The organism is Streptomyces sp. NPDC092296, from assembly GCF_044755465.1.
GTDB lineage: Bacteria > Actinomycetota > Actinomycetes > Streptomycetales > Streptomycetaceae > Peterkaempfera.
The window spans coordinates 1-24,726 of sequence record NZ_JBIVRB010000014.1; the positions used below are offsets into that span (position 1 = coordinate 1).

The window sequence follows — 24,726 nt, forward strand, 5'->3', positions numbered from 1 at the left end:
GGGGACCCTGTGGGAGAGTAGGACACCGCCGAACAATCATTCAGAAAGGGCCTCCAGCCGTCAGGTTGGGGGCCCTTTCGCATGCCCGGAAACGGGGATGGCAGGATCGGACCCATGAGTTACCGAGTACGACGGGTGTCGGCGGACGAGTGGCTGGCGCTGCGTGAGCTGCGGCTGGCGGCCCTGCGGGACACTCCCACCGCCTTTGTGACGCAGTACGCCGATGAGCGCCTGACACCGGACGACGAGTGGCAGGCCAGGGCGTTGCACGCGTCCGGGGCGGCGGCGCTGCCCGATGGCCGGCGCACGGCGACGCTGGTGCTGGAAGCTGCGGAGTCGGGCCGCTGGTGCGGGATGGTGAGCGCGTTTCAGGAGCCCGAGGCGGTCAAGCCGCAGGTGCATCTGGTCGGTGTCTATGTCGCCCCTGCGGACCGGGGGCGGGGTGCGGGGGCGGCCGAGGCGCTGGTCCGGGCCGCGCTGGAGTGGGCCTGGGACGAGGGCGGCGCCGAGCGGGTCCGGCTGTTCGTACGGGAGGACAACCAGCGGGCGCTGTCCTTCTACCGACGGTTGGGGTTCGCGGAGAGCGGCGTGACCATGCAGTATCCGCCGGACCTGTCGTTCACCGAGTACGAGATGGAGTACCTGGCGCACTGAACCTGGACCCGGGCGGCCCCGCCGTCACAGGCGGCCGGCGGCCTTGAGGGCCAGATAGGCGTCGGCCAGGGCCGGGGGGAGGTCGGCGGGCGGGGCGTCCACGACGGTGACGCCGTGCCGGATGAGCCGGTCGGCGGTGCGGCGGCGGTCGGCGCGGGTCTGCTCGGCGGACGCGGCCCCGTACACGGCGTCGAGCGTGCCCCGGGCGGCGGCCAGTTCGGCCACCCTGGGGTCGCTCACCGAGGCCACCAGCACCTCGTGGCGGCGGGTGAGGCCGGGTAGCAGCGGAAGCAGCCCCTGCTCGGCGGGGGCGCTGTCCAGGCTGGTCAGCAGGACGACCAGCGAGCGGTGCGGCACCCGCTTGAGCACCGCCGCCGTCAGCGCGCGGAAGTCGGTCTCCACCAGGGCGGGTTCCAGCACGGCCATGGCGTTGACGAAGGACGGCAGCACCTCGGCGGCGGCCCGGCCCTGCACCGAGGCCCGGGTCCGCAGGTCGTGGGCCAGCAGGTCGACCCGGTCGCCGGCCCGGGTGGCCAGGGCGGCCAGCAGCAGTGCGGCGTCCAGGGCCGCGTCCAGCCGGGGGGCGTCACCGACCCGGCCGGCGGAGGTGCGGCCGGTGTCGAGCACGATCAGGAGGTGGCGGTCCCGCTCCGGCCGCCAGGTGCGGACCGCGACGGCGGAGCGCCGGGCGGAGGCGCGCCAGTCGATGGACCGTACGTCGTCACCGGGGATGTACTCGCGCAGGCTGTCGAACTCGGTGCCCTGACCGCGGACCAGCAGTGAGGTGCGGCCGTCGAGTTCCCGCAGCCGGGCCAGCCGGGAGGGCAGGTGCTTGCGGCTGGTGAACGGCGGCAGCACCCGCACCGACCAGGGCACGGTGTGCGAGCCCTGCCGGGCGGCCAGCCCCAGCGGGCCCGTCGAACGGATCGTCACCCGGTGGGCCCGGCGGTCCCCGCGCCGGGTGGGGCGCAGCACGGTGGTGGCCCGGCGGCGCTCGCCGCCGGGGATGTCCAGCCGGTGCCGGGAGGCGGCCTGCTCGGTGCCGGGCGTCCAACTGCTCGGCGGCCAGGCGTCCCGCAGCCGGGCGCGCAGCCGCCGCCGGCTGGGGTTGCCGACGGTCAAGGTGACCTGCGCGGACTCCCCGAGCCGTACCGAGGTGTCGCCGGACCGGGACAGTTGGAGGGTGCGGACCGGGGCGGCCAGCAGCAGATCGGCGGCCACCCCGGCGAGCAGCACTCCGCAGACCAGGCCGAGACCGGCGGCGGACGGCAGCAGCAGGCCCACGACGAGGACGCCGGCCAGGGCGAGCAGGGCGGTGCGGCCGGTGAGGGCCATGGCGGCGCTCCTAGGGCGGGGTCAGCGGGGGACGGGCACGTGCGCGAGGACGGTCTGGATGACCGAGTCGGGGGTGACGCCCTCCATCTCGGCCTCCGGACGCAGTTGCAGCCGGTGCCGCAGGGTGGGCAGGGCGAGCGCCTTGACGTCGTCGGGGGTGACGTAGTCGCGCCCCGCCAGCCAGGCCCAGGCGCGGGAGGTGCCGAGCAGCGCGGTGGCGCCGCGCGGCGAGACGCCCAGTGCGGTCGAGGGCGATTCGCGGGTGGCCCGGCAGATGTCGACCACGTACGCGAGGATCTCCGGCGCGACGGTCAGCCGGTCGATCTCGGCACGGGCGGCCTCCAGGTCCTCCGGTCCGGCGACCGGGCGGACCCCGGCGGCGTCCAGGTCGCGGGGGTTGAAGCCGGCCGCGTGCCGGGCCAGCACCTGGACCTCGTCGTCGCGGGTGGGCAGCGGCAGGATCAGCTTCAGCAGGAAGCGGTCCAGCTGTGCTTCGGGCAGCGGGTAGGTGCCCTCGTACTCCACCGGGTTCTGGGTGGCGGCGACGAGGAAGGGGTCGGGCAGCGGGCGGGGGATGCCGTCCACGCTGACCTGGCGTTCCTCCATGGCCTCCAGCAGTGACGCCTGGGTCTTGGGCGGGGTGCGGTTGATCTCGTCGGCCAGCAGCAGGTGGGTGAAGACCGGCCCCGGCTGGAAGGAGAACTCGGCGCTGCGGGCGTCGTACACCAGCGAGCCGGTGACATCGCCGGGCATCAGGTCGGGGGTGAACTGGATGCGCTTGGTGTCGACCCGCAGGGCCTTGGCCAGGGTGCGGACCAGCAGGGTCTTGGCCACGCCGGGGACGCCCTCCAGCAGCACATGGCCACGGCAGAGCAGCGCGACGACCAGGCCGGTGACGGCCGGGTCCTGGCCGACGACGGCCTTGCCGATCTCGGCCCGCAGCGCCTCCAGGGCCTGCCGGGGGTCGCGGGCGGTCGCCACCGGGGTGGGCCGCGCCGGGTGCGGGGGCCGGGCGTCGTGCTCGGTCACGGCTGTCGTACCTGCCTTTCCAGGGTGTCCAGATCGTCGGCGAGCCGCAGTAGGGCGGCGTCGTCGGCCGGGGCCGCACCGTACAGCAGTGCCTGCGGCTCGGCGGGGGTGCGGTCGCCGGGGAGGCGGGCGGCGACGGCGGCGGTGAGTGCGGCCGGGTCGGCCTCCGGGCGGGCGGGGAGGCCGAGGGTGGCGGCCAGCCGGGCGCGGGCGGCGCGGCGCAGCGCGTCGGCGGCCCGGTCGCGGGCCCGAGCGCGGCGGTAGAGGCGGGCGCGGCCCTCGGTGGTCTCGGCGGCGCGGACGACCACCGGGAGGTTCTCCGGGACGACCGGGCCGAGGCGGCGGGCCCGCCAGGCGGCGGCGAGCAGGGCGGCCACGCCCGCCTGGAGCAGCCCCCAGCGCCAGCCGGCCGGCAGCAGGTCGACCAGGGTGCGGTCGCCCTCGCCGGTGGCGGCGGAGTGGTCGTAGTCCGGCAGGTACCAGACCAGCCGCTGGTGGGCGCCGAGCAGTCCGAGGGCGAGGGCGGCGTTGCCGTCGTCGTCCAGCCGGTCGTTGGTGAGGAAGCGGCCGGAGCCCAGGACGACGGTGTCGCCGCTGGAGGGCCGGCGGCTGTCGACCAGTGTGGGCCGGCCGTAGCGGAGGTAGCAGCCCTGGGCGGGGCCGGAGACCTGGTAGAGCGCGCCGCCGAGTTCGGCGCTGCCGGCCCGAGCGGCCTCCGGCAGTGAGCAGCCGGGGGCGGCGCTCGCGGAGGGGACGGTCAGCGTCCTGCCGCCGCTGGTCACCGGCCGGACGCCGGGGGCCAGGGCGTCCAGCTCGTCGCGGCCGGGGGCGATGAGGACGACGCGGCCGCCGTGGGCGTGCACGGCGCGGTCCAGTGCCTGCGACTGGTCGGGGGTCAGTACGTCCGGGCCGGGGAGCAGCACGGTGACGGGGTGGCCGTCGTCCAGGGCCTGGCCGGGGGCGGCGGTGTCCACGGTGACGCCCTGCTGCTCCAGCAGCCGGGCCAGCGCGCGGCTGCCGTCGGGGGCGGTGGAGCGGGGGTCGAGCGCCGGGTAGCGGGTGCTGCCGCTGAGTGCCGCGTACAGCAGGCCGCCGATGAGCAGCACCAGGGCGGCGGCCAGCAGGCCACGGGAGCGCTGCCACAGCCGGGCGGCGGTGGGGGCCAGGGAGGTGGCCGTGGGGGAGGTGGCCGTCGGCGTCATGCGGGGCCTCCGCTGCGGGCGGGCGCGGTGGCGGCCTGGGCGGGGCGGGCGTGCCGCAGGGCGTCGTCCACCTCGGTGACCTGCTGGTAGGCCTGGGGGTCGCCGGGCTTGCCGCCGTAGCTGACGGCGTCGAAGGTGCGGACGGCCCGGCGCAGCGCGGCCGCGTGGTCGGGCAGGGCGCGGCCCGCCTCGGCGGCGGCCTCGTCGGCGGTGCGGCCGGGGCGCTCGTCCAGCAGCGCGCGCTCCTCCAGGGCGCGTACGACGGCGCGAGTGCGCTCCCGTACGGCGTCGTCCCAGCGGGCGGCGGCGGCGTGCTGTTCGGCGGCGGCGCGGTGCTCGGCGGCGGTGCGGGGGCGGTCGTCGAAGAGCGCGGCGCCGGTGGTGCGCGGCGACCGCCGGGGCGCGCCGAACCGCCACCACAGGGCGAGGCCCGCCGGCAGCAGGACGACCAGCAGCACCAGCAGCCCGGCCCGGCCGCCGACACCGGTGCCGCCGACCTGGTCGAGCATCCGGTCGAACTGCTCCCACACCCAGTGCAGCAGACGGGTCAACAGGCCGGGGTCGTCGCGGTGGTACGCATGGTCGGACAGCTCCCGCCGGGCCGCCTCCCGGGCCGCCTCCCGGGGCAGGATGACGGGGACGCCGCCGTCCGTGAGGACGGCGGCGCGCAGCTGCTCCCCCCGGCCGCCCACGCCGGTCAGGCCCCGGGAGCGGTGTCGCCGAAGCCGGGCAGGCCGGCCGCCCGGCCCAGTTCGATGTCCAGCGCTTCACGGCGGATGCGCTGGTCGATGTAGAGGAGCACATTGATCGCCGAGGTGACCGGCAGCGTGACGGTGGAGGCGATGGCCGTCCCGATACCCACGATGACCAGGGTGGAGAGCGGCAGGGTGTAGCTGTTGCCGGTGGAGTCGTCCAGCACCCCGCCGAGGCCGCCGACGGCCAGGCCGACGATGGTGGCCGGCATCACGATGATCACCGAGACGAAGCCGGTCACCACCCGGCCGAGCAGCGTGACGCCGAAGATCCGCCACCAGCTGCCGCGCACCAGCCGCGACGAGCGGGACAGCGACGCCTTGACGCCCTGCTTCTCCAGCATCAGGGCGGGCGCGGCCAGCGAGAACCTGATCCACAGCCAGACGATGCAGCCGACCGCCGCCAGCAGGCCGAGCACCAGCAGCGGCATCCAGACATCGCGGCCGCTGCCCGCCAGCGCGGCCAGGCCGGCCGGGAGCAGCAGGACGCCGCCGACGGCCACCAGCAGGGCCGTCAGCGTCAGCACCAGCCCCACCATCGGCAGCAGCCGAGGTCGGGTGGCGGCCCATGCCTCACCGAACGTGACCGGTCGGCCCAGGACGGCCCGGCTGACCACCACCGTCAGCAGCGAGGTGGCGATCAGCCCGGCGAAGGTGAGCACCAGGGAGTTCACCAGGCTGCCCGTCGAGGTGGAGCCGCTGCCGGACAGGGCGTCGGCGCCGGACAGGGTGGTGGTGCTGCCCCAGCCGATCAGGGTGGTGGTGAGCGTGCTCACCACGGCCACCAGCAGGGAGATGCCGAGCGCGGTCCGCCAGTAGCGGCGGGTGGTGGACACGGCGCCGTCCAGGACCTCGCCGACGCCCAGCGGGCGCAGCGGGATGACGCCGGGCTTGGGGGACGGCGGTGCGCCCCAGCCGGGGAAGCCGGGGGCGCCGGGGAAGCCCGGGGGCGGGCCGCCGTAGCCGTAGCCGCCGCCCGGGTACGGGGGCTGCGGGCCCCAGCCGGGGGCGGCGCCCCAGGCGGGCGGCCCCTGCGGTGCGGCGGGCCCCGGCGGCGGGCCCTGCGGTGCCGACGGCCCGGGAGCGCCCGCCGGTGCGGGGGCGCCGCCGGTGGGGCGGCCGTCCTCGCGGGGCGGCTCGGGCGAACCGGGCGGTGCCCAGCCCGGAGTGTCGGTCATCGCTGCTCCTTCGAGGGGACATACGGGCGAGGGGACATACGGGCGAGGGGACATACGGGATGAGGTGCGCGCCCGTGTGGCGCCCATCGTGCCATGGTGCGATCGAACGCCGTACCCGGTCCGGGGGACCGGTGGCCGGTGGCGGCGGGGGAGACGGCGGCGCAGAGCTGTTCGAATTCCCGGTTGCCGTCCGTTCTGGTGGCGCACCGGTGCAGACTGGGCCAATGGCCGACTTCACCGCTGCCCCGCCGGGCGCGCCCCCACCCCTGCGCTGGGACGACTCCCCGGACGGCCCCGCCCTGCTGCTGCTCGACCAGACCGGGCTGCCCGCCGAGGAGCGGGAGATCGCCTGCACCAGCATCCCCACCCTGGTCGACGCCGTCCAGCGGCTGGCGGTGCGCGGCGCCCCGCTGCTCGGGCTGGCCGGTGCGTACGGGGTGGCGCTGGCCGCCGCCCGGGGCGGCTCGGTGGACGACGCCGCTGAGCGGCTGGCCCGAGCCCGGCCCACGGCGGTCAACCTGGCCCTGGGCGTGCGCCGGGCCCACGACGCCCACCGGGCGCACCTGGCCGCCCGGCCCGGCGACCTGGCCGGTGCGGCCGCCGCCGCGCTGGCCGCCGCCCGCGCGCTGCACCGCGAGGACGCCGCCGCCAGCGCCGCCATGGCCCGCCACGGGCTGGCGCTGCTGGACCGGCTGGCCCCCGGCGGCGCGCTGCGGCTGCTCACCCACTGCAACACCGGCGCCCTGGTCTCCGGCGGCGAGGGCACCGCCCTGGCGGTCGTGCTGGCCGCGCACCGCGCCGGGCGGCTGAACCGGCTCTGGGTGGACGAGACCCGGCCGCTGCTCCAGGGCGCCCGGCTGACCGCGTACGAGGCGGCGCGGGCCGGGCTGCCGTACACCCTGCTCGCCGACAACGCCGCCGGGTCGCTCTTCGCCGCCGGGCGGGTGGACGCGGTGCTGATCGGCGCCGACCGGATCGCCGCCGACGGCAGCACCGCCAACAAGGTCGGCAGCTACCCGCTGGCGGTGCTGGCCAGGTACCACGAGGTGCCGTTCGTGGTGGTCGCGCCGAGCACCACGGTGGACCCCCGGACGCCGGACGGGGCGGGCATCGAGGTGGAGCAGCGGGCCGCCCATGAGGTGGCCGAATTCGCCGGGGTCGCGGTTGCGCCCCCGGGGGCGGCGGCGTACAACCCGGCCTTCGACGTCACTCCGCCGGAACTGATCAGCGCGATCGTCACCGAGAAGGGCGTAGTCTCCCCCGTGGATGTGAGCGGGATGACACGGTTGTGCGCCGTGTCACCATCGAGTGATGAGACGATGTGAAGCATGAAGGGACGCGTCCTGGTCGTCGACGACGACACCGCACTGGCCGAGATGCTGGGCATCGTTCTCCGTGGCGAGGGTTTTGAGCCCTTCTTCGTCGCGGACGGTGACAAGGCTCTGGCCATGTTCCGGGAGAGCAAACCCGATCTGGTGCTCCTCGATCTGATGCTGCCCGGCCGCGACGGAATCGACGTCTGCCGGCAGATCCGGGCCGAGTCCGGGGTGCCGATCGTCATGCTCACCGCAAAGAGCGACACGGTGGATGTGGTCGTCGGCCTGGAGTCGGGGGCCGACGACTATGTGATCAAGCCGTTCAAGCCCAAGGAGCTGGTGGCCCGGGTACGCGCCCGGCTGCGCCGCGCCGAGGAGCCCACCCCCGAGCAGCTGGCCATCGGTGACCTGGTGATCGACGTCGCCGGGCACTCCGTGAAGCGGGACGGGCGGTCCATCCCGCTCACCCCGCTGGAGTTCGACCTGCTGGTTGCGCTGGCCCGCAAGCCCTGGCAGGTCTTCACCCGCGAGGTGCTGCTCGAACAGGTGTGGGGCTACCGGCACGCCGCCGACACCCGGCTGGTCAACGTCCATGTGCAGCGCCTGCGCTCCAAGATCGAACGGGACCCGGAGCGGCCCGAGATCGTGGTGACCGTGCGTGGCGTCGGTTACAAGGCCGGGCCCAGCTGACGTGAGCGGGCAGCACTACCAGGACTCCCCGCCCGACGGTTCGGTCGGCGGGGAGTCGGCGTCCGGGGGCGGTTCGCCGCGCGCCGGCCACGGCCGGGTGCGGCCGCTGGCCAGGCTGCTGGGCCGGCAGGTCAAGCGGCCGTTCCGGCGCAGCGCGGCGCTCTGGCGGCGGTCCATCCAGCTCAGGGTGGTCGCCACCACCCTGCTGCTGTCGCTCGGCGTGGTGCTGCTGCTCGGCGTCGTCGTGGTGGCACAGGTCCGCACCGGGCTGCTGGGCGCCAAGCGGCAGGCCGCCGAGAGCCAGGCCAGGGGCGGCTTCTCGGTGGCCCAGAAGCAGATCGAGGCCGCCAACGACGTGCTGCCCAAGGCCGCCGCCGGTGCCCCCGACCCCGCCACCGAGGACATCGGGGACTGGATCACCAAGCAGATGGAGCAGCTGGCCAGCAGCGGCCAGGGCGTCTACTCGGTGGTGGCCCTGGTGCCCTCCGCCGCCCTGGTGCAGCCCGGCGACGGCCCCGGCGTCAGCAGCCAGCGCAGCACCGGCAACGTGCTGCCGCAGTCCATCCCCCAGCAGCTCCAGCAGCGGCTGGCGGCGCACCCGGGCACGGTGGGGGAGCAGCCCACCACCATCCTGCGCGACCGGGGCGACGACCGGCGCCGCGAACCGGGCCTGGTCATCGGCAAGCAGCTGACCGGCCCGGACAACACCGACTACCAGCTGTACTACGTCTTCCCGTTCGGCCAGGAGACCAGGACGCTCGGCCTGGTCACCACCACCCTGGCCACCGCCGGGGTCTTCGTGGTGGTGCTGCTCGGCGCCATCGCCTGGATGGTGGTCCGGATGGTCGTCACACCGGTCCGGATGGCCGCCGGGATCTCCGAGCGGCTGGCCGCCGGCCACCTCGACGAGCGGATGAAGGTCACCGGCACCGACGACATCGCCCGGCTCGGTGAGTCCTTCAACGAGATGGCCAATGCGCTCTGGGCGCAGATCCGCCAGCTGGAGGAGCTCTCCCGGGTGCAGCGGCGGTTCGTCTCCGACGTCTCGCACGAGCTGCGCACCCCGCTGACCACCGTCCGGATGGCCGCCGACCTGCTGTACGAGGGCCGCGAGGACATGGACGCGGCGTCCGCCCGCTCCGCCGAACTGCTCCAGGGCCAGCTGGACCGCTTCGAGTCGCTGCTCTCCGACCTGCTGGAGATCAGCCGTTTCGACGCGGGCGCCGCCATCCTGGACGCCGAGCCCGCCGACCTGCGCGAGATCGTCTCCCGGGTGGTCGAGGCCGCCGAGCCGCTGGCCCAGGCCAAGGGCAGCGCGCTGCTGGTACGCGGCGCCGAGGAGCCGGTGATGGCGGAGGTCGACCCCCGCCGGATCGAGCGCATCCTGCGCAACCTGGTGGTCAACGCGCTGGAGCACGGCGAGGGCCGGGACGTGGTCGTCCGGCTGGCGTCCGGTGACGGCTCGGTCGCGGTGGCCGTACGCGACCACGGCATCGGCCTCAAGCCCGGCGAGGCGTCCCGGGTCTTCCACCGCTTCTGGCGGGCCGACCCGGCCCGGCAGCGCACCACCGGCGGCACCGGCCTCGGGCTCTCCATCGCGCTGGAGGACGCCCACCTGCACGGCGGCTGGCTCCAGGCGTGGGGCGAGCCCGGCGGCGGCTCGCAGTTCCGGCTGACCGTGCCGCGCACCCGGGGCGCCGAGATCGGCCGCTCGCCGCTGCCGCTGGAGCCGGAGGACTCCCGGCACAACCGCGGCCTGGGCGCGCCCGGCACCCCGTACCGCCGGATCGCCAGGACCGGTGCCACGGCGCTGCCCGCCGGGGAGACGCCCCCGGAGGCGCCGGAGAACGGCGGCGGCGGCTTCGGACCCGGGCTCGGCGGGGTGCTCACCATCGGCCCCGGGCTGGGCCCCGGCGCCCGGTCGGCACGCCGGCCGACGGCCGACCCCTCCGATGTACGGGCCGCCTCGGCGGGATACCGTGCGACCGGCGCGCATGTGGTGGTGGAGCGCGGCACAGGACAGCCGGGAGCGGCCGGGTCCCCGCCTCCGGGCGAGGACGGGGAGGAGCGGCACCGTGCCGAGGAGGACTGACCGGCGGCTGCTCGCCGCAGCCCTGCCGCTGACGCTGCTGCTCGCCGGGTGCGCCGCGATGCCGGACAGCGGGGACGTGTCCGAGGTCAGCGCCGCCGAGCGCGGCGACGACCAGAACCTGCAGGTCCGGGTCTTCCCGGTGCACCCGCTGAAGGGCCTCGACCCCCAGGAGCTGTTGCAGAACTTCCTGGACGCCACCATCGGTGACGAGGCCGGGTACGACACCGCGAAGGAGTACCTGACCAAGGAGGAGGCCGCCCAGTGGCGGCCCGAGGCGGGAGTGTCGGTGCTGGCCGACAATCCCCGGGTGCGCGCGGGCAGCATCGGGAAGACGCAGGCGCGGGTGACCGTCGAGGGCACCCGGGTGGCGGTGCTGGACTCCAACAAGACCTTCAAGCCGTCGGACAGTGCCTTCCACGCCGCGTTCTCCTTCGAGAAGGAGAACGGCGAGTGGCGGATCTCGCAGCTCCCGGACGGCCTGATCGTCAACCAGACCAACTTCCGCAATGTCTATGAGCGGGTCAACCGCTACTTCTACGCGGCCGCCGACCCCTCCCGGCCGTCCGCCCGGCCGCCGGCGCTGGTGCCCGACCCCATCTACCTGCGGCGCCGGATCGACCCGCTGACCGCCGCCGCCAAGGCCCTGGCCGCCGGTCCCTCCCGGTGGCTCGCCCCGGCGGTGACCTCCGCGTTCAACGGGGTGACCGTGCTGTCCCGGCAGGTCGGCCCGGACGACGCCGGGGTGGTGCAGGTACGGGTGAGCGCGCGCGGGCTGAGCAGTCGGCAGGAGGACTGCCGCCGGATGGCCGTGCAGCTGCTGCGCACCTTCAAGGACCAGTCGGGCAACGGGGTGGAGCAGGTCGATGTCTCCGGCCCCGACGGCGGCGGCTGCCAGATCTCCGGCCAGGAGGCCGGCCCCTTCGCCAACCAGGACATGCTCGGCGAGATCTACTACCAGGACTTCGACAGTGGGCGGCTGCTGATGCTGGGGGTCGACGAGGTCTCCGGTACGCCGGTGGCCGGACCGCTCGGTGAGGCGTCGCCGCAGCAGCCCCGGGCGGGCGCCATCGCGGTGCGCCGCGACGCCACGCTGGCCGCCGAGGTGACGCTGGACGGCCGGGAGCTGCGCGAGGTGGGCCTCTCGCAGGGCGCCAAGGCCGGGCCGGTGCTGGTCAGCAGCGCGGGGCCGAAGCCGCAGCAGGCGCTGTCGCTGCCCAGCTGGGACGGGAACGGCGACCTCTGGGTCGCCGACCGCGACCCGGCCGCCCCGAGCGTGAAGATGGTGCGGGGCGACCGGGCGTACCCGGTCTATGTGGAGGGGCTGGAGGGGCGCACCGTCCAGGGGCTGAAGCTCTCCTCGGACGGCACCCGGGTCGCCCTGCTGCTGGCGGACCCCGCCGGTGTGCGGACGGTGGCGATGGGCCTGGTGCGGCACTCGGGGACCGAGACGGCTCCGCAGGCGGCCATCACCGGCCTTCAGCCGGTGGCCCCGCAGCTCGTGGACGTCACGGCGGTCTCCTGGGCCGACACCGACCAGTTGGTGGTGCTGGGCAAGGAGGCCGAGGGCGTCAAGCACCCGCAGCTGGTCGGCGTCGACGGTTCGCGCGACGAGGACACGACGTTGCAGGCCATCGACGGCATGACCCGGGTGGCGGCGGCGGAGGACCCGCACGCGCCGGTGTACGCGGACTCCCAGGACCACAAGATCTACCGGCTGGAGCTCAATGGGCAGTGGCGTGCGGTGGCCCGCAACGCCATCGCGCCCGTCTACCCCGGCTGAGCTCGGCCCCGGTTGTGTGCTGCCCCTGCTGAGCTTCATCCCGGCCGACCTACTCCGGCCGGGTCGGCGTCGCCCGACCCACCCGCCGTACGGTGGCAGCCACCGTGGCCGCCGCCGGTAGCGCCGCCCCGGCGGCCGTGACGGCGCGGGCCGCCTCCGCGAGGGTGGCGCCGGTGGTGACCAGGTCGTCCACCAGGACCACCCGCCGCCCGCGCAGCCCGGCAGCGGCGGCGGGCCGCACCGCGAGCGCACCGGCGAGATTGCGGCGGCGGTCGGCCGCGCCGAGACCCGCCTGGTCGGCGATCGCGCGCACCGGCCGCAGCACGGCGGCGGCCCGGCAGGGGACGCCCGCCCGGCGCAGCTCCCGGGCGGCGGCGCGGGCCAGTCGGTGCACCGGGTCATGGCCCCGGGCGCGCACCGCGTGGCCGGCGGAGGGCACCGGCACCAGCAGCAGCGGCCGCCCGTCCGCCGGGTGGCGGGCGGTGGCGGGCACGGCGGCGGCCAGCGCCCGGCCGAGCGGCCCGGCCAGCCGCAGCGCGCCACGCTCCTTGTGGGCGAGCAGCAGGCCGCGCACGGCCCCCGCGTAGGGCGCGGCGGCGTACACCGGGGGCAGGCCGGGCGGCGGCGGGTCGGGGCGGACCGGGCGGCCGACGGCGCTCTCCAGGGCATGGCGGCAGTCGGCGCACAGCTGGGTGCGGCCGCTGCCGCAGCCGGCGCAGCGGCTCGGCAGCAGCAGGTCGAGCAGGGCATCGGGCAGGCCGGGGCGCCGGTCGGCGGTCGCCGGGTCCATGGGGAGGGAGTTGCTGGGGGCGGAGTCGCCGGGGGCGGAGTTGCTGGGGACGGGATTCACGGCGGTGGGGCTCATGGCGGCGGGATTCACGGCGGCGGGTGCTCCTCTCGGCGGGTGCGTCGGGCACCACACTGCGCGGCGGCGGGCCACGTTGGGGCCGGTTCGCGCCCCGTTCATCCGAACGGGGGTATGGCTGGGGGCTCAGGTGTACGAGTGGCGGCGCGCGATCGGGCCCCGTCCGCCGGTGTGCGCTCGGGTGCGCCCGTACGCGGGTCGCTCACAGGGCGGAATCTGCGGGGGAGGTGTTCCATGGGGTTTCAGCCGTCCCTGGTGGGGAGGAAGGGGGGAGAGAGGCAGTTCCGCCCGCCGGTCCGGCCGCTGGGTGAACCGGAGGGCGGCGGGGCTGCGGACTCGGTGGGCCGAGCGGGGCCTGGCCCCGCCCGGCGTCAGCGCAAGGGAACGGAGTTCTGCGTGGACATCGTCGTCAAGGGCCGCAAGACCGAGGTGCCCGAGAGGTTCCGCAAGCACGTGGCCGAGAAGCTGGAGAAGATCCAGAAGTTCGACGGCAAGGTGATCAGCCTTGACGTCGAGGTGTCCAAGGAGCGAAACCCGCGCCAGGCGGACCGCAGCGAGCGCGTCGAGATCACGGTGCGCACCCGCGGCCCGGTGATCCGTGCCGAGGCCTGCGCCGGCGACGCGTACGCCGCACTGGACATGGCCAGCAGCAAGCTCGACGCACAACTGCGCAAGGCCGCCGACCGCCGGCGGGTGCACAAGGGCGGCACCGGCCGTACGCCGATGAGCGTGGCCGAGGCCACGGCGGCGCTGGCCGCGCTGCCGGAGACCTCCCCGACCGCCGAGGAGCAGCGGGCGGCGGTGACGCGGACCCGGATCGGGTCGCTGGAGGTGGAGGGCGACGGGCCGCTCGTCGTCCGGGAGAAGGTGCACGCCGCCGCTCCGATGGCGCTGGACCAGGCGCTCTACGAGATGGAGCTGGTGGGGCACGACTTCTACCTCTTCGTCGACACCGACACCGGACTGCCGAGCGTCGTCTACCGCCGCCACGGCTACAACTACGGCGTGATCCACCTCAAGGCCGACGGCTCCGGGCCCAACGGCGAGTTGGGCGGCGCGGGCGGTGCCCTCGGCGAGGCGGACGAGGTCTAGCGGACGAGGCCCAAACGGGTCCGGCCGCCCGGCCCCCGAGCGCGGGCTCCGCGCCGGGCCGGGTGAGCGCGGATCGTACGGAGGCGTCCGGCCCGGTGGCAGTTGCCGGGCCGGACGCCGTCGTCCGGTGGCCTCGTCGGATGCCCGATCGGATACGGACGGCCGCTGAGTGTGATCGCGTTCCCTGTCGCCGTGGAATGATGGCGCACAATCCCCGAGCAGCACAGGGGTGTCCGACCAGGCACGTGGCCACCGCACCGGCCACGAGGGGGAGGAGCGTATGGGGGAGCGTTTCAGCAGGGGACCGGCCGACCGGGGCGGTCCGCCGTCCGCCGCCGGGCCGCCCGAGGAGCCGCAGGGCGGCGCCGAGCCGATCCGGGTGCTGGTGGTCGACGACCATGCCCTGTTCCGGCGCGGGCTGGAGATCGTACTGGCCCAGGAGGACGACATCCAGGTGGTCGGGGAGGCGGGGGACGGCGCCGAGGCCGTCGAGAAGGCCGCCGACCTGCTGCCGGACATCATCCTGATGGATGTGCGGATGCCGCGCCGCAGCGGCATCGAGGCGTGCACGGCCATCAAGGACGTGGCGCCCAGCGCCAAGATCATCATGCTGACGATAAGCGACGAGGAGGCCGACCTCTACGAGGCGATCAAGGCCGGTGCCACCGGCTACCTGCTCAAGGAGATCTCCACGGACGAGGTGGCCACCGCGATCCGCGCGGTAGCCGACGGCCAGTCGCAGATCAGCCCGTCGATGGCCGCCAAGCTGCTCACCGAGTTCAAGTCGATGATCCAGCAGCGCTCCGACGACCGCCCGCTGGTGCCCGCCCCCCGGCTCACCGACCGTGAGCTGGAGGTGCTCAAGCTGGTGGCGACCGGGATGAACAACCGGGACATCGCCAAGCAGCTCTTCATCAGCGAGAACACCGTGAAGAACCATGTGCGCAACATCCTGGAGAAGCTCCAGCTGCACTCCCGGATGGAGGCCGTCGTCTACGCGATGCGGGAGAAGATCCTCGAAATAGGCTGACGCGCGTCGCTCAGCCTGCCGACACGGCCGCGGTGAGCGGGCCCGCCAGGGACTCCGGCACCACCCGCTCCACCCGCACCGCGTCGCACCCCACCCAGCCGGCCGCCTCCCGCAGCGCCCGTGCCATCGGCTCGACCGCTCCGGGCGACACCAGCGACGCCTGACGGGCGATCAGCGTCCGCCCCTCGCGCGCCGGGTCGACCCGCCCGACCAGCCGGCCGCCCGCCAGCAGCGGCATCGCGAAGTAGCCGTGCACCCGCTTGGGCCGGGGCACATACGCCTCCAGCCGGTGGGTGAAGCCGAAGATCCGCTCGGTGCGGGCCCGGTCCCAGATCAGCGAGTCGAACGGGGAGAGCAGCGTGGTGCGGTGGCGCCCCCGGGGCGGCGCGGCCAAGGCGGCGGGGTCGGCCCAGGCCGGGGCAGTCCCGCCGCCGCGACCCCACCCCCGCACCGTCACCGGGAGCAGCCCGGAGTCGGCCACCACCGCGTCCACCTGCTCCGCCTTGAGGCGGTGGTAGTCCGCGAGGTCGGCCCGGGTCGCCACCCCCAGCGCGGCCCCCGCCTGCCGGACCAGTCGGCGCAGGCAGCTGCCGTCGTCCGGCTCCTGCGCCAGCAGCTCGGCGGGCACCGCGCGCTCGGCCAGGTCGTAGACCCGCTTCCAGCCCCGCCGCTCGGTGCAGACCACCTGGCCGATGTCCAGCAGCCACTCGATGGCGATCTTCGTCTCGGACCAGTCCCACCAGGGGCCGCCCTTGCGCGCGCCGCCGAGGTCGGTGGCGGTCAGCGGCCCGTCGCCGCGCAGCCGGGCCAGCACCTCCGCGCAGGACCGCTCGGCGTCCGTCAGCCGGTGCCAGCGGTGCCCGCGCGCGACGAAGGCCCGCCGCCGGAAGGCGAACAGCGGCCACTCCTCGATCGGCAGGATGCACGCGGCGTGCGACCAGTACTCGAAGCTGGTGCCCGCCCCCCAGTAGGCGCCCTCCACCGCCGACCGGTCCACCGCGCCCAGTCGCGCGTACGGCACCAGCTCGTGCGAGCGGGCCAGCACCGAGATGGTGTCCAGCTGGACCGCTCCCAGGTGGCGCAGCACGCCGCGCACCCCGCCCCGGCGGTCGGGCGCGCCGAGCAGCCCCTGGGCGCGCAGGGCGATGCGGCGGGCCTCGTCGGCGGACAGCTCGGCGGTGGGCTTGGGCGACGGCGCTTCGGTCATGCCCGGCAGCGTAGAGAACACCACTGACAATCGGCCTGGGGAGTCGGCAACCGCCCCGGCGGAGCGGTCAGCCGTACGGCCCGGCCAGGGCGCGGGCGGCCGGGTCGGTGAGCAGCAGTGCGCCGACCCAGGCGTCCTGCCGGGCCCCGCGCTGGTCGAGGTAGCCGCGCAGCGTCCCCTCGAAGGTGAAGCCGACCCGGGCCACCACGGCGCGGGAGGCGTCGTTGCCCACCGCCGCCAGCCACTCCAGGCGCTGGATGCCCAGCGAGCGGAAGGCCCAGTGGGCGATGGCGGCGACCGCCTCCGCGGTGTAGCCGTGGCCCCGGTGCTCGCGGGCCGTCCAGTAGCCGATCTCCGCGTTCCCCGGCCGACCGGGGAGGGAGAGCCCCACGGAGGAGGCCAGCAGGTCGCCTTCCCGGGTGAAGGCGCCCCAGTGGTAGACGGTGTCGTTGCGCCAGCCGTCCGGTGCGATCCGGTTGACGAAGCCCTCGGCGTGCTCCCGCAGATAGGGCGAGGGGACCGAGGTCCAGCGCTGGACCTCCTCGTCCTGGCAGGCCCGGTGCACGGCCTCGGCGTCACCGGGCGACAGCGGCCGCAGGGTCAGCCGAGCGGTGTGCAGGGTCACGGGTTCCATGCGCCCGAGTATCGCGGAACGGCCGACGGCGCGGACAGCCCGCCGGGTCGGGAACACGGCGGTTCCGTCGTACGTCGTGAAGGGTGCACGGGGCGCGGCGGCGCCCGTTTCGTCCGGCAAGGCATGGCATGAGTAGGATTGCCCGGCCGGATGACACGGGATCACAGCGTCGACGGACCTCCCGGGGTGCTTGCCTCCTCGCATACGATGGCCGGTGCGGTGGGGAAGCTCCGCCGTGCAGTCGTGCGCCCGCAGTCGAGTGTCCGCAGTCGAGTGCCAGTCCAGGCAAGGAGCCCACTCACGTGTCCGTCTTCGACAAGATCCTGCGCGCCGGCGAAGGCAAGATCCTTCGCAAGCTGCAGCGGATTGCCGCCCAGGTCAACTCCATCGAAGAGGACTTCGTCAACCTCACGGACGCCGAACTTCAGGCGCTGACCGACGAGTACAAGCAGCGGCTGGCGGATGGCGAGACCCTCGACGACATCCTGCCCGAGGCGTTCGCCACCGTTCGGGAGGCGGCCAAGCGCGTGCTCGGCCAGCGCCACTACGACGTGCAGATGATGGGCGGCGCAGCGCTGCACCTCGGGTACGTCGCCGAGATGCGCACCGGCGAGGGCAAGACCCTGGTCGGCACGCTCCCGGCGTACCTCAACGCGCTGACCGGCAAGGGCGTCCACCTGATCACGGTCAACGACTACCTCGCCGAGCGCGACTCGGAGTGGATGGGCCGGGTGCACCGCTTCCTCGGCCTCGAGGTGGGCGTGATCCTGGCGAACATGACGCCGGCCGAGCGCCGCAAGCAGTACGCCGCCGACATCACCTACGGCACCAACAACGAGTTCGGCTTCGACTACCTGCGCGACAACATGGCGTGGTCGCAGGACGAGCTGGTGCAGCGCGGCCACAACTTCGCCATCGTCGACGAGGTCGACTCCATCCTGATCGACGAGGCCCGTACGCCGCTGATCATCTCCGGCCCGGCCGACCAGGCCACCAAGTGGTACGCCGACTTCGCCAAGCTGGTGCTGCGCCTGAAGCGCGACCGCGACTACGAGGTGGACGAGAAGAAGCGCACCGTCGGCATCCTGGAGGACGGCGTCAGCCGGGTCGAGGACTACCTCGGCATCGACAACCTCTACGAGTCGGTCAACACCCCGCTGGTGGGCTTCCTCAACAACGCCATCAAGGCCAAGGAGCTCTACAAGAACGACAAGGACTACGTCGTCATCAACGGCGAAGTCATGATCGTCGATGAGCACACCGGCCGCATCCTGGCCGGCCGCCGCTACAACGAGGGCATGCACCAGGCGATCGAGGCCAAGGAGGGGGTGGAGATCCAGAACGAGAACCAGACCCTGGCCACCATCACCCTCCAGAACTTCTTCCGCCTCTACGACAAGCTCGGCGGCATGACCGGTACCGCCATGACCGAGGCGGCCGAGTTCCACCAGATCTACAAGCTTGGCGTGGTGCCGATCCCCACCAACCGCGACATGGCGCGGGTCGACCAGCCGGACCTGATCTACAAGACCGAGCCCGCCAAGTTCCGCGCGGTGGTCGAGGACATCGTCGAGAAGCACGAGAAGGGCCAGCCGGTCCTGGTCGGCACCGTCTCGGTGGAGAAGTCCGAGTACCTGTCGCAGGAGCTGCGCAAGCGCGGTGTGCCGCACGAGGTGCTCAACGCCAAGCAGCACGAGCGCGAGGCGCAGATCGTCGCGCAGGCCGGCCGCAAGGGCGCCGTCACGGTGGCCACCAACATGGCCGGCCGTGGCACCGACATCATGCTGGGCGGCAACGCCGACCACCTGGCCGCCGCCGAGCTGGCCCAGCGCGGGATCTCCCCGGCGGAGACCCCGGAGGAGTACGAGGCCGCCTTCCCGGCCGCCTTGGAGAAGGCCAAGGCCCAGGTCAAGGCGGAGCAGGAGGAGGTGCAGGCGCTCGGCGGCCTGTACGTCCTCGGCACCGAGCGCCATGAGTCCCGCCGGATCGACAACCAGCTGCGCGGCCGTTCCGGCCGCCAGGGCGACCCGGGCGAGTCCCGGTTCTACCTGTCGCTGGGCGACGACCTGATGCGGTTGTTCAAGGCCGGCATGGTCGAGCGGGTGCTGGCGATGGCGAACGTCCCGGAGGACGTGCCGATCGAGTCCAAGATGGTCACCCGCGCCATCGCCTCCGCGCAGTCCCAGGTCGAGCAGCAGAACTTCGAGATCCGGAAGAACGTCCTCAAGTACGACGAGGTGCTCAACCGGCAGCGCGAGGTCATCTACGGCGAGCGCCGCCGCGTCCTGGAGGGCGAGGACCTCCAGGAGCAGATCGGCCACTTCATGGACGACACGGTCGACGCCTATGTGCGGGCGGCGACCGGCGAGGGCTTCGAGGACGAGTGGGACCTGGAGAAGCTCTGGACCGCCCTCAAGCAGCTCTACCCGGTCAGCGTCGCGCTGGATGAGCTGGAGGAGGAGGCCGGCGGTACGGCCGGTCTGACCTCCGACTTCATCGAGGAGGCGGTCAAGGAGGACATCCGCGCCCAGTACGCGGCCCGCGAGGAGCAACTCGGCTCGGAGATCATGCGCGAGCTGGAGCGCCGGGTGGTCCTGTCGGTGCTGGACCGCCGCTGGCGCGAGCACCTCTACGAGATGGACTACCTCCAGGAGGGCATCGGCCTGCGGGCGATGGCCCAGCGCGACCCGCTGGTGGAGTACCAGCGCGAGGGCTTCGACATGTTCGGCGCCATGATGGAGGGCATCAAGGAAGAGTCCGTCGGCTACCTGTTCAACCTGGAGGTCCAGGTCGAGCAGCAGGTCGAGGAGGTCCCGGTCGAGGACGCCGCCACCCCGGTGGAGCTCAGCAAGGCCGAGGAGAGCCGCCCGGAGATCCGCGCCAAGGGCCTGGAGGCCCCGCAGCGCCAGCGCCTGCACTACAAGGCCCCGTCGGTGGACGGCGAGGGCGGCGTGGTCGAGGGCGAGTTCTCCGAGGACAACGCCACCGACGGCGAGGACGACGGGCTGACCCGCGCCGAGCGGCGCAAGGCCGGCAAGGGCCGCCGCCGCAAGAAGTAGCGGTCGACGCGACAGCGGACGGAGGGCGCCACCCCGGCACGGCCGGGGGCGGCGCCCTCCGTCATGGGCGCGGCGGGGCCGGGGCTCAGCGGGCGTCCACGGTGGCGCACTGCCACTGCTGCGACCGGGGGTGCCGCTCCAGCCGGAAGGCCAGCATCCGGCTGCGCGGGCCGAGGTCCACCCGCGCGCAGACCTCCAGCACACCGGGCGCCGGCGCGCTGTCGTACACCCCGCGCACCACCGGGCGGCTGCCGCCCGCAGCGGGCCGGAGCGCGCCCCGGCGGACCAGCAGCGCCAGCTCGCCGTACGCGGTGTGCGTGGTGTGCCGCGACAGCTGCCCGGCCGGCCGGGCGCCCGCCATCACCTCGACCAGCCGCAGCGCGAACCGGGTGGCCAGGTCATTGAGGTCGCTGCGCGGCGGTGCGCAGCGGGCCGCGCCCGGCGCCCCCGCCGCCGGGCGCGGCCGTCCGACCCGCCGGGCGTGCACTCGGCCCAGGCGTACGGCCGTCCCGGCGGGCGGCGCCGGATGCCGGTCCGGGCACCGGGTGGCGGGTGCGCTCGGCAGCAGTCGGCGGATTTCGGGCAGCGGTACGGTCAGGGCGGCGGACCGTGCGGGATCGACCATGCTCAGCACCCCCGTGGCGGCAGTCGGTTGACGGCTCCTTGCTACCGGCCGCCGCCCCGGCGCCGCAAAGCCCGGGGAACGCCCGCCCCGGGCTCCGGAAATTCACCTGTCCGGGTGAGACGGGCCGTGGCGGGGCAGGTGGGGACGGGGTCGGATGGGGGCGGGCCCCGGTGCTCCGGGCTGGTGGGGGTCATCCGATCGGGTACGGCCGGGGCGGGGGTGGGGGCTGTCTTCCGGCCGGGGCGGGGGTGGTTGCGCGTACCGGGTCGGGTCGGTGGGGCGTGGGTGGGTGGGGTGCGGGGGCGACGGGAATCACGTTGAGGTGTGCGGGGCGCTGCGGGCCTGATGCGCGCAGCGGGTGGGGTGGTGGTTACGGGGGGACCGGATCGGGCCCGGGGTGGACGGGGCCGGGTGGGGTGTATGGGCGCCGCCGGTGGCGGTGGGGGCCGGAATGGTGCGCCGGGTGGTGGAGGTTGTCCCAAGGGGCGCGGCCGGGTACGGGTGGCGTCTGCCCTCACGGAGGGGCAGCGGTTACCGTCGGGGGTGCAGAGCCCACGGTGCGGCCGACGGTGCCGCCCGTCCCGCACGCGGTACCGGTGAAGGGTGGCAGCCGCATGGTGACGGATGTGTCCGACGTCGGGGACCCGGAGGAGGCCGGCCGCCGCGCGGCGTCGGCGGGCGCGGCCGATCCGGCGCGGCCCCGGCGCGGCCTGGTGCTCGGCGGCGGCGGGATGCTCGGGGCGGCCTGGGCGGTCGGCGCACTCTGCGCGATGCAGGAGGCCACCGGTTGGGCCCCCGGCGGCGCCGAGGTGATCCTCGGTACCTCCGCCGGCGCGATCCTGGGCACCCTGCTGGCCTCCGGCGCCGAACCGTACGAGCTGCGGGACCATCAGCAGGGCCGGCCGATCGTCACCGGGCCGCTGGTCGGGGTGGACTTCGACTACGACACGGCGGTCGGCGGGGCGCTGCCGCCGCGCCCCCGGCCGGGCATCGGCTCGCCGGACCTGCTGCGGCAGACCGTGCGCCATCCGCGCGACTACCCGTTCCTGACCATGGTGTCGGCGTTCGTGCCGCCGGGGCGCGGCTCGGTCGGGCCGATCGGTGACCTGGTCCGGGGGCTGGTCCCGGCCGGGAACTGGTCGGACCACCCCGGCCTGCGGCTGGTCGCGGTGGACTACGGGACCGGCCGCCGGGTGGTCTTCGGCGACCCGGACGCGCCCGAGGCCGGGGTGGCCGAGGCGGTGATGGCCTCCTGCGCGATCCCGGGCTGGTTCGCGCCGGTGGCGGTGGACGGCCGCCGCTTCATCGACGGCGGCGCCTGGTCGGCCACCAACGCCGACCTGCTGCTGGGGCGCGGCCTGGACGAGGTGTACGTCCTGGCGCCGATGGCCGTCCGGATCAGGCCCCTGGACGCCGCCGGGCCCCGGCCGCGCGGCGCGGCGGCGCTGCGCGAGTGGCGGGAGCGCGACCGGCCCAGGGGCGTACTGGCGCACCTGGTCAGCCGCTACCGGCGCGCGGTCACTCGGCAGATGCTCCGCGAGGCCCGCCTGCTGCGGGCCGAGGGCACCCGGGTCCGGCTGCTGGCCCCCACCCTGGACGACCTGACGGCGATGGGCCCCAACATGATGGACCCGGCCCGGCGCCCGGAGGTGCTGGAGACGGCGCTGCGTACCTGTAGTACGGCGTTGGCGGCGTTGCGTGCGGAGGCGGCGGCGGGGTGAGCCTGGCCCTGCGGGTGGGGGCGGGCGGTGCGGGGTGGCTGTGGTGGGTCCGGGCCGTGGTCTGGCGGTGCTGCGTACGTGGGGTGGGGTGTTGGCGGTGTTGCGTGTGGCGGCGGTGGGGTGGGCCTGGCCCTGCGGGTGGGGGCAGGCAGGCGGTGCGGTGGGGCTCCGGCGTCCGGTGGTGGGGGGCGGTGCTGCGTACGTGTGGTGCGGCGGCGGGGTGATCGGGTGATCGGGGGCCGCCGTATCCTGGGGGCGGTGCGGTCCCCGGGGCCGCGCCCGGGTCGCGTCCCCATGGGTGGCCGGCCCGGAGACCCACGATGCGGAGCGGCCCCGATGCGCGTGTACGTCCCCACCACCCTCAGCCTGCTGGCCGTGGCGCATGCCGCCGGGGAGCTCGGGCCGACGCCGCTGTCCGCGTACGCCGTGACCCCGGCGCTGCGCGAGTGGTATGTCAGCGACGACATCGAGGAGCTGGAGTACGCCGCGCTGGTCCGCGCCGGGCAGGCCTCGCTGCGGCTGCTGGCCGCCGACCCGGCCGCCCCGCGCCGCCGGGCCGTGATCGCGCTCGACGTCCCCGACAAGGCCGTCCTGCTGGACACCGGGGCCGAGTACCAGGACCAGGCGTCGCTCGGCCAGGTGCGGCTGGCCGATCCGGTGGCGCTGGCTCGGGCGGCGGCGGTGCACGTGGACGCGGACGACGCGGCGGACGACGTGGCCGCGGCGGCGGCGGCCGTACCGGCGGCCGACGCGGGCGACGAGGACGCCCGGTTCACCGTGGACGGCGCGGAGGACCACGAACTGCTCTGGTACGCGACCCAGGAGATCCCCGCTCTGCTGCCGTGAGCCCCGGCCGGGCAGGACTGCGCCGGTGACGCTGTCGGTGGTGCCCGGTACCGTTCGGCTGTGCGCGCACATCTCGTCTGGGACTGGAACGGGACGCTCTTCCACGACATGGAGGCCGTGGTGGCGGCCAGCAATGCCGCCTTCGCGGAAGTCGGCCTGCCGCCGCTGAGCCTGGACCGCTACCGCCTGCTCTACTGCATACCGATACCCCGCTTCTACGAGCGGCTGCTCGGCCGGGCACCCACCGCCGAGGAGTGGCAGCGGATGGACCGGGTCTTCCACGACCACTACACCGAGCACAGCGCCGGCTGCTCCCTCACCCCGGGCGCCGAGCTGCTGCTGGAGCAGTGGGAGACGGCGGGCCGCAGCCAGTCGATCCTCTCCATGTACGGGCATGAGGAGCTGGTGCCGCTGGTGCGCGGCTTCGGCATCGAGCGCCGCTTCGTCCGGGTGGACGGGCGGACCGGCCCGTCCGGCGGTGGCAAGGCGGAGCACCTGCTGCGCCATCTCACCGCGCTCGGCGACCGGGTCGACCCCGCCCGTACGGTGGTGATCGGCGACGCGGCGGACGACGGGCTGGCGGCCGCCGCCGCAGGGGCCCACGCGGTGCTGTACACCGGCGGCTCGCACGCCCGGGAGAGCCTGGCGGCGGTCGGCGTGCCGGTGGTCGACTCGCTGGCCGAGGCGGTGTCGCTCGCCGCCGACCTGGTGCGCTGAGCGGGGCCGGGCCCACCCGGGCCCGGCCCCGGCGGCTCAGCCGAGCGGAGCCTTGCTGCGCAGCACCTCGACGAAGGCCCGCATCCAGCCGGGGTGGTCCGGCCAGGCCCGCGCCGAGACCAGGACGCCGTCCACCACGGCCTCGCCGTCCTCGTACACCGCCCCGGCGGCGGCGATGTCCGGCTCCAGCGCCGGATAGGCGGCGGTGCGCCGCCCGGCCAGCGACCCGGTGGCCGCGCTGATCAGCGGCCCGTGGCAGACCTGCGCCACCGGCTTGTCGCCCCCGAAGAAGTGCGCGGTGATCCGCTTGACGTCCGGGTTGTTGCGCAGGTACTCGGGCGCCCGCCCGCCGGGGATCACCAGCGCCGCGTAGTCGGCCGGGTCCACCTCGGAGAAGGCCAGGTCGGCGGGCCAGGTGTAGCCCGGCTTCTCGGTGTAGGTGTCGAAGCCGTCCTCGAAGTCGTGCACCACCAGGCGCAGCTTCTTGCGGCTGGGCGCCGCGATGTGCACCTCGTACCCCTCCTCGCGGAGCCGCTGGTAGGGGTACAGCACTTCGAGTGACTCCGCTGCGTCACCGGCAATGATCAGAATCTTGGTCGTCATGCACCCCGGCATACCCAGCAGCGGCCGGGATTAGTACGCCGGACTCGCCCCTACCGTCCGGTAGTTGTACAAGTCGTCCACCGAGGCAGGTACCCGGTCGCCCATTGCTACGGACCGGCCCCTGACAGTCCGCAGACGCACGGTTAGGCTGGCCGGAAGGCCGAGGGATGAAAGACCTGTCGTACCCAGGTGCATGGCATTTCATGCGTGGCATCCGCCACCTGCACCGGGGTTGCGGGAGGATACGGACGGACCCGGCGCGGTACCAGACCAACCGAGTCACGCAACGGCGCGCGACA

Annotated in this window: 21 protein-coding genes; 11 read left to right on the top strand and 10 right to left on the bottom strand. The window is 74.7% G+C overall.

The genetic code is table 11. From position 1 onward, the window contains the following. The first annotated feature begins 114 nt into the window (after positions 1–114). Positions 115–654, top strand: a complete 540-nt coding sequence (locus ACIQGZ_RS23930; RefSeq protein ID WP_402605131.1) for a GNAT family N-acetyltransferase — start codon at positions 115–117, stop codon at positions 652–654. Between the two features lie 24 nt (positions 655–678). Here the strand turns inward: ACIQGZ_RS23930 and ACIQGZ_RS23935 are convergent, their stop codons facing one another. Genes ACIQGZ_RS23935 through ACIQGZ_RS23955 form a run of 5 tightly spaced genes read right to left on the bottom strand, consistent with a single transcriptional unit; the run spans position 679 to position 6,150 of the window. Then, positions 679–1,989 carry a DUF58 domain-containing protein gene (locus ACIQGZ_RS23935; RefSeq protein WP_402605134.1) on the bottom strand — a complete coding sequence of 437 codons (1,311 nt, stop codon included), beginning with the start codon at positions 1,987–1,989 and terminating at the stop codon, positions 679–681. 21 nt (positions 1,990–2,010) lie between these two features. Then, complete coding sequence (locus ACIQGZ_RS23940) at positions 2,011–2,970, bottom strand: AAA family ATPase (RefSeq protein WP_402605443.1); 960 nt, start codon at positions 2,968–2,970, stop codon at positions 2,011–2,013. 44 nt (positions 2,971–3,014) lie between these two features. Beyond that, positions 3,015–4,220, bottom strand: coding sequence for a DUF4350 domain-containing protein (locus tag ACIQGZ_RS23945; RefSeq protein ID WP_402605137.1), 1,206 nt, complete (start codon positions 4,218–4,220; stop codon positions 3,015–3,017). Further along, on the bottom strand, positions 4,217–4,912 hold the full coding sequence (locus tag ACIQGZ_RS23950; RefSeq protein ID WP_402605140.1) for a DUF4129 domain-containing protein: 696 nt from the start codon (positions 4,910–4,912) through the stop codon (positions 4,217–4,219). The genes ACIQGZ_RS23945 and ACIQGZ_RS23950 overlap by 4 nt, the downstream gene beginning before the upstream one ends. Before the next feature lie 5 nt (positions 4,913–4,917). After that, positions 4,918–6,150: a glycerophosphoryl diester phosphodiesterase membrane domain-containing protein gene (locus ACIQGZ_RS23955; protein WP_402605143.1), complete on the bottom strand. Its 1,233-nt coding sequence runs from the start codon at positions 6,148–6,150 to the stop codon at positions 4,918–4,920. A 224-nt stretch (positions 6,151–6,374) separates the two neighbouring features. Between ACIQGZ_RS23955 and mtnA the strand changes: the two genes are divergently transcribed. Genes mtnA through ACIQGZ_RS23975 form a run of 4 tightly spaced genes read left to right on the top strand, consistent with a single transcriptional unit; the run spans position 6,375 to position 12,028 of the window. Next, positions 6,375–7,475, top strand: coding sequence for an S-methyl-5-thioribose-1-phosphate isomerase (gene mtnA / locus ACIQGZ_RS23960; RefSeq protein WP_402605146.1), 1,101 nt, complete (start codon positions 6,375–6,377; stop codon positions 7,473–7,475). Positions 7,476–7,478: 3 nt separating this feature from the next. Beyond that, positions 7,479–8,156: an MtrAB system response regulator MtrA gene (mtrA, locus tag ACIQGZ_RS23965; RefSeq protein WP_402605149.1), complete on the top strand. Its 678-nt coding sequence runs from the start codon at positions 7,479–7,481 to the stop codon at positions 8,154–8,156. A 1-nt stretch (position 8,157) separates the two neighbouring features. Next, positions 8,158–10,248, top strand: a complete 2,091-nt coding sequence (mtrB, locus tag ACIQGZ_RS23970; protein WP_402605152.1) for an MtrAB system histidine kinase MtrB — start codon at positions 8,158–8,160, stop codon at positions 10,246–10,248. Beyond that, positions 10,232–12,028 (top strand): LpqB family beta-propeller domain-containing protein, encoded by a 1,797-nt coding sequence (locus tag ACIQGZ_RS23975; protein WP_402605155.1) that lies wholly within the window; start codon positions 10,232–10,234, stop codon positions 12,026–12,028. The genes mtrB and ACIQGZ_RS23975 overlap by 17 nt, the downstream gene beginning before the upstream one ends. A 49-nt stretch (positions 12,029–12,077) precedes the next feature. Here ACIQGZ_RS23975 and ACIQGZ_RS23980 read toward each other — a convergent pair whose 3' ends face one another. After that, entirely contained in the window at positions 12,078–12,818 is a 741-nt protein-coding gene (locus ACIQGZ_RS23980; RefSeq protein WP_402605445.1) for a ComF family protein, read from the bottom strand. Positions 12,819–13,289: 471 nt separating this feature from the next. On the opposite strand from ACIQGZ_RS23980, the gene hpf reads away from it, so the two are divergent. Both hpf and ACIQGZ_RS23990 read left to right on the top strand, forming a co-directional pair. Next, positions 13,290–13,985, top strand: a complete 696-nt coding sequence (hpf, locus tag ACIQGZ_RS23985) for a ribosome hibernation-promoting factor, HPF/YfiA family (protein ID WP_402605158.1) — start codon at positions 13,290–13,292, stop codon at positions 13,983–13,985. A gap of 280 nt (positions 13,986–14,265) precedes the next feature. Then, on the top strand, positions 14,266–15,015 hold the full coding sequence (locus tag ACIQGZ_RS23990) for a response regulator (RefSeq protein ID WP_402605161.1): 750 nt from the start codon (positions 14,266–14,268) through the stop codon (positions 15,013–15,015). Positions 15,016–15,025: 10 nt separating this feature from the next. On the opposite strand, the gene ACIQGZ_RS23995 is transcribed toward ACIQGZ_RS23990, so the two are convergent. Beyond that, a complete protein-coding gene (locus ACIQGZ_RS23995) occupies positions 15,026–16,222 on the bottom strand; it encodes a winged helix-turn-helix domain-containing protein (RefSeq protein WP_402605164.1) in 1,197 nt (398 codons plus the stop codon). A 67-nt stretch (positions 16,223–16,289) separates the two neighbouring features. Next, positions 16,290–16,856: a GNAT family N-acetyltransferase gene (locus ACIQGZ_RS24000; RefSeq protein WP_402605167.1), complete on the bottom strand. Its 567-nt coding sequence runs from the start codon at positions 16,854–16,856 to the stop codon at positions 16,290–16,292. Between the two features lie 302 nt (positions 16,857–17,158). Between ACIQGZ_RS24000 and secA the strand changes: the two genes are divergently transcribed. Beyond that, on the top strand, positions 17,159–19,915 hold the full coding sequence (gene secA / locus ACIQGZ_RS24005) for a preprotein translocase subunit SecA (RefSeq protein ID WP_402605169.1): 2,757 nt from the start codon (positions 17,159–17,161) through the stop codon (positions 19,913–19,915). Between the two features lie 85 nt (positions 19,916–20,000). On the opposite strand, the gene ACIQGZ_RS24010 is transcribed toward secA, so the two are convergent. Next, complete coding sequence (locus tag ACIQGZ_RS24010; protein WP_402605172.1) at positions 20,001–20,540, bottom strand: Rv3235 family protein; 540 nt, start codon at positions 20,538–20,540, stop codon at positions 20,001–20,003. A 626-nt stretch (positions 20,541–21,166) separates the two neighbouring features. Between ACIQGZ_RS24010 and ACIQGZ_RS24015 the strand changes: the two genes are divergently transcribed. The 3 genes from ACIQGZ_RS24015 (at position 21,167) to ACIQGZ_RS24025 (ending at position 23,824) form a co-directional block, all read left to right on the top strand. Then, positions 21,167–22,261: a patatin-like phospholipase family protein gene (locus ACIQGZ_RS24015; protein WP_402605175.1), complete on the top strand. Its 1,095-nt coding sequence runs from the start codon at positions 21,167–21,169 to the stop codon at positions 22,259–22,261. Between the two features lie 336 nt (positions 22,262–22,597). Next, positions 22,598–23,107, top strand: a complete 510-nt coding sequence (locus ACIQGZ_RS24020) for a DUF6912 family protein (protein WP_402605178.1) — start codon at positions 22,598–22,600, stop codon at positions 23,105–23,107. 60 nt (positions 23,108–23,167) lie between these two features. Beyond that, a complete protein-coding gene (locus ACIQGZ_RS24025; protein ID WP_402605181.1) occupies positions 23,168–23,824 on the top strand; it encodes an HAD family hydrolase in 657 nt (218 codons plus the stop codon). Positions 23,825–23,860: 36 nt separating this feature from the next. On the opposite strand, the gene ACIQGZ_RS24030 is transcribed toward ACIQGZ_RS24025, so the two are convergent. Continuing rightward, on the bottom strand, positions 23,861–24,427 hold the full coding sequence (locus tag ACIQGZ_RS24030; RefSeq protein WP_402605184.1) for a DJ-1/PfpI family protein: 567 nt from the start codon (positions 24,425–24,427) through the stop codon (positions 23,861–23,863). Positions 24,428–24,726: the final 299 nt, after the last annotated feature.

Excerpts from the sequence above, each read along its gene's own strand:
- ACIQGZ_RS23980 (WP_402605445.1), bottom strand. The coding sequence starts at position 12,818 with ATGGACCCGGCGACCGCCGACCGGCGCCCCGGCCTGCCCGATGCCCTG.
- ACIQGZ_RS24000 (WP_402605167.1), bottom strand. The coding sequence starts at position 16,856 with ATGGAACCCGTGACCCTGCACACCGCTCGGCTGACCCTGCGGCCGCTG.
- ACIQGZ_RS23990 (WP_402605161.1), top strand. The coding sequence starts at position 14,266 with ATGGGGGAGCGTTTCAGCAGGGGACCGGCCGACCGGGGCGGTCCGCCG.
- ACIQGZ_RS23995 (WP_402605164.1), bottom strand. The coding sequence starts at position 16,222 with ATGACCGAAGCGCCGTCGCCCAAGCCCACCGCCGAGCTGTCCGCCGAC.
- ACIQGZ_RS23930 (WP_402605131.1), top strand. The coding sequence starts at position 115 with ATGAGTTACCGAGTACGACGGGTGTCGGCGGACGAGTGGCTGGCGCTG.
- ACIQGZ_RS24020 (WP_402605178.1), top strand. The coding sequence starts at position 22,598 with ATGCGCGTGTACGTCCCCACCACCCTCAGCCTGCTGGCCGTGGCGCAT.
- mtrA (WP_402605149.1), top strand. The coding sequence starts at position 7,479 with ATGAAGGGACGCGTCCTGGTCGTCGACGACGACACCGCACTGGCCGAG.
- ACIQGZ_RS23935 (WP_402605134.1), bottom strand. The coding sequence starts at position 1,989 with ATGGCCCTCACCGGCCGCACCGCCCTGCTCGCCCTGGCCGGCGTCCTC.
- mtnA (WP_402605146.1), top strand. The coding sequence starts at position 6,375 with ATGGCCGACTTCACCGCTGCCCCGCCGGGCGCGCCCCCACCCCTGCGC.
- ACIQGZ_RS24030 (WP_402605184.1), bottom strand. The coding sequence starts at position 24,427 with ATGACGACCAAGATTCTGATCATTGCCGGTGACGCAGCGGAGTCACTC.
- ACIQGZ_RS23955 (WP_402605143.1), bottom strand. The coding sequence starts at position 6,150 with ATGACCGACACTCCGGGCTGGGCACCGCCCGGTTCGCCCGAGCCGCCC.
- ACIQGZ_RS24010 (WP_402605172.1), bottom strand. The coding sequence starts at position 20,540 with ATGGTCGATCCCGCACGGTCCGCCGCCCTGACCGTACCGCTGCCCGAA.
- ACIQGZ_RS23945 (WP_402605137.1), bottom strand. The coding sequence starts at position 4,220 with ATGACGCCGACGGCCACCTCCCCCACGGCCACCTCCCTGGCCCCCACC.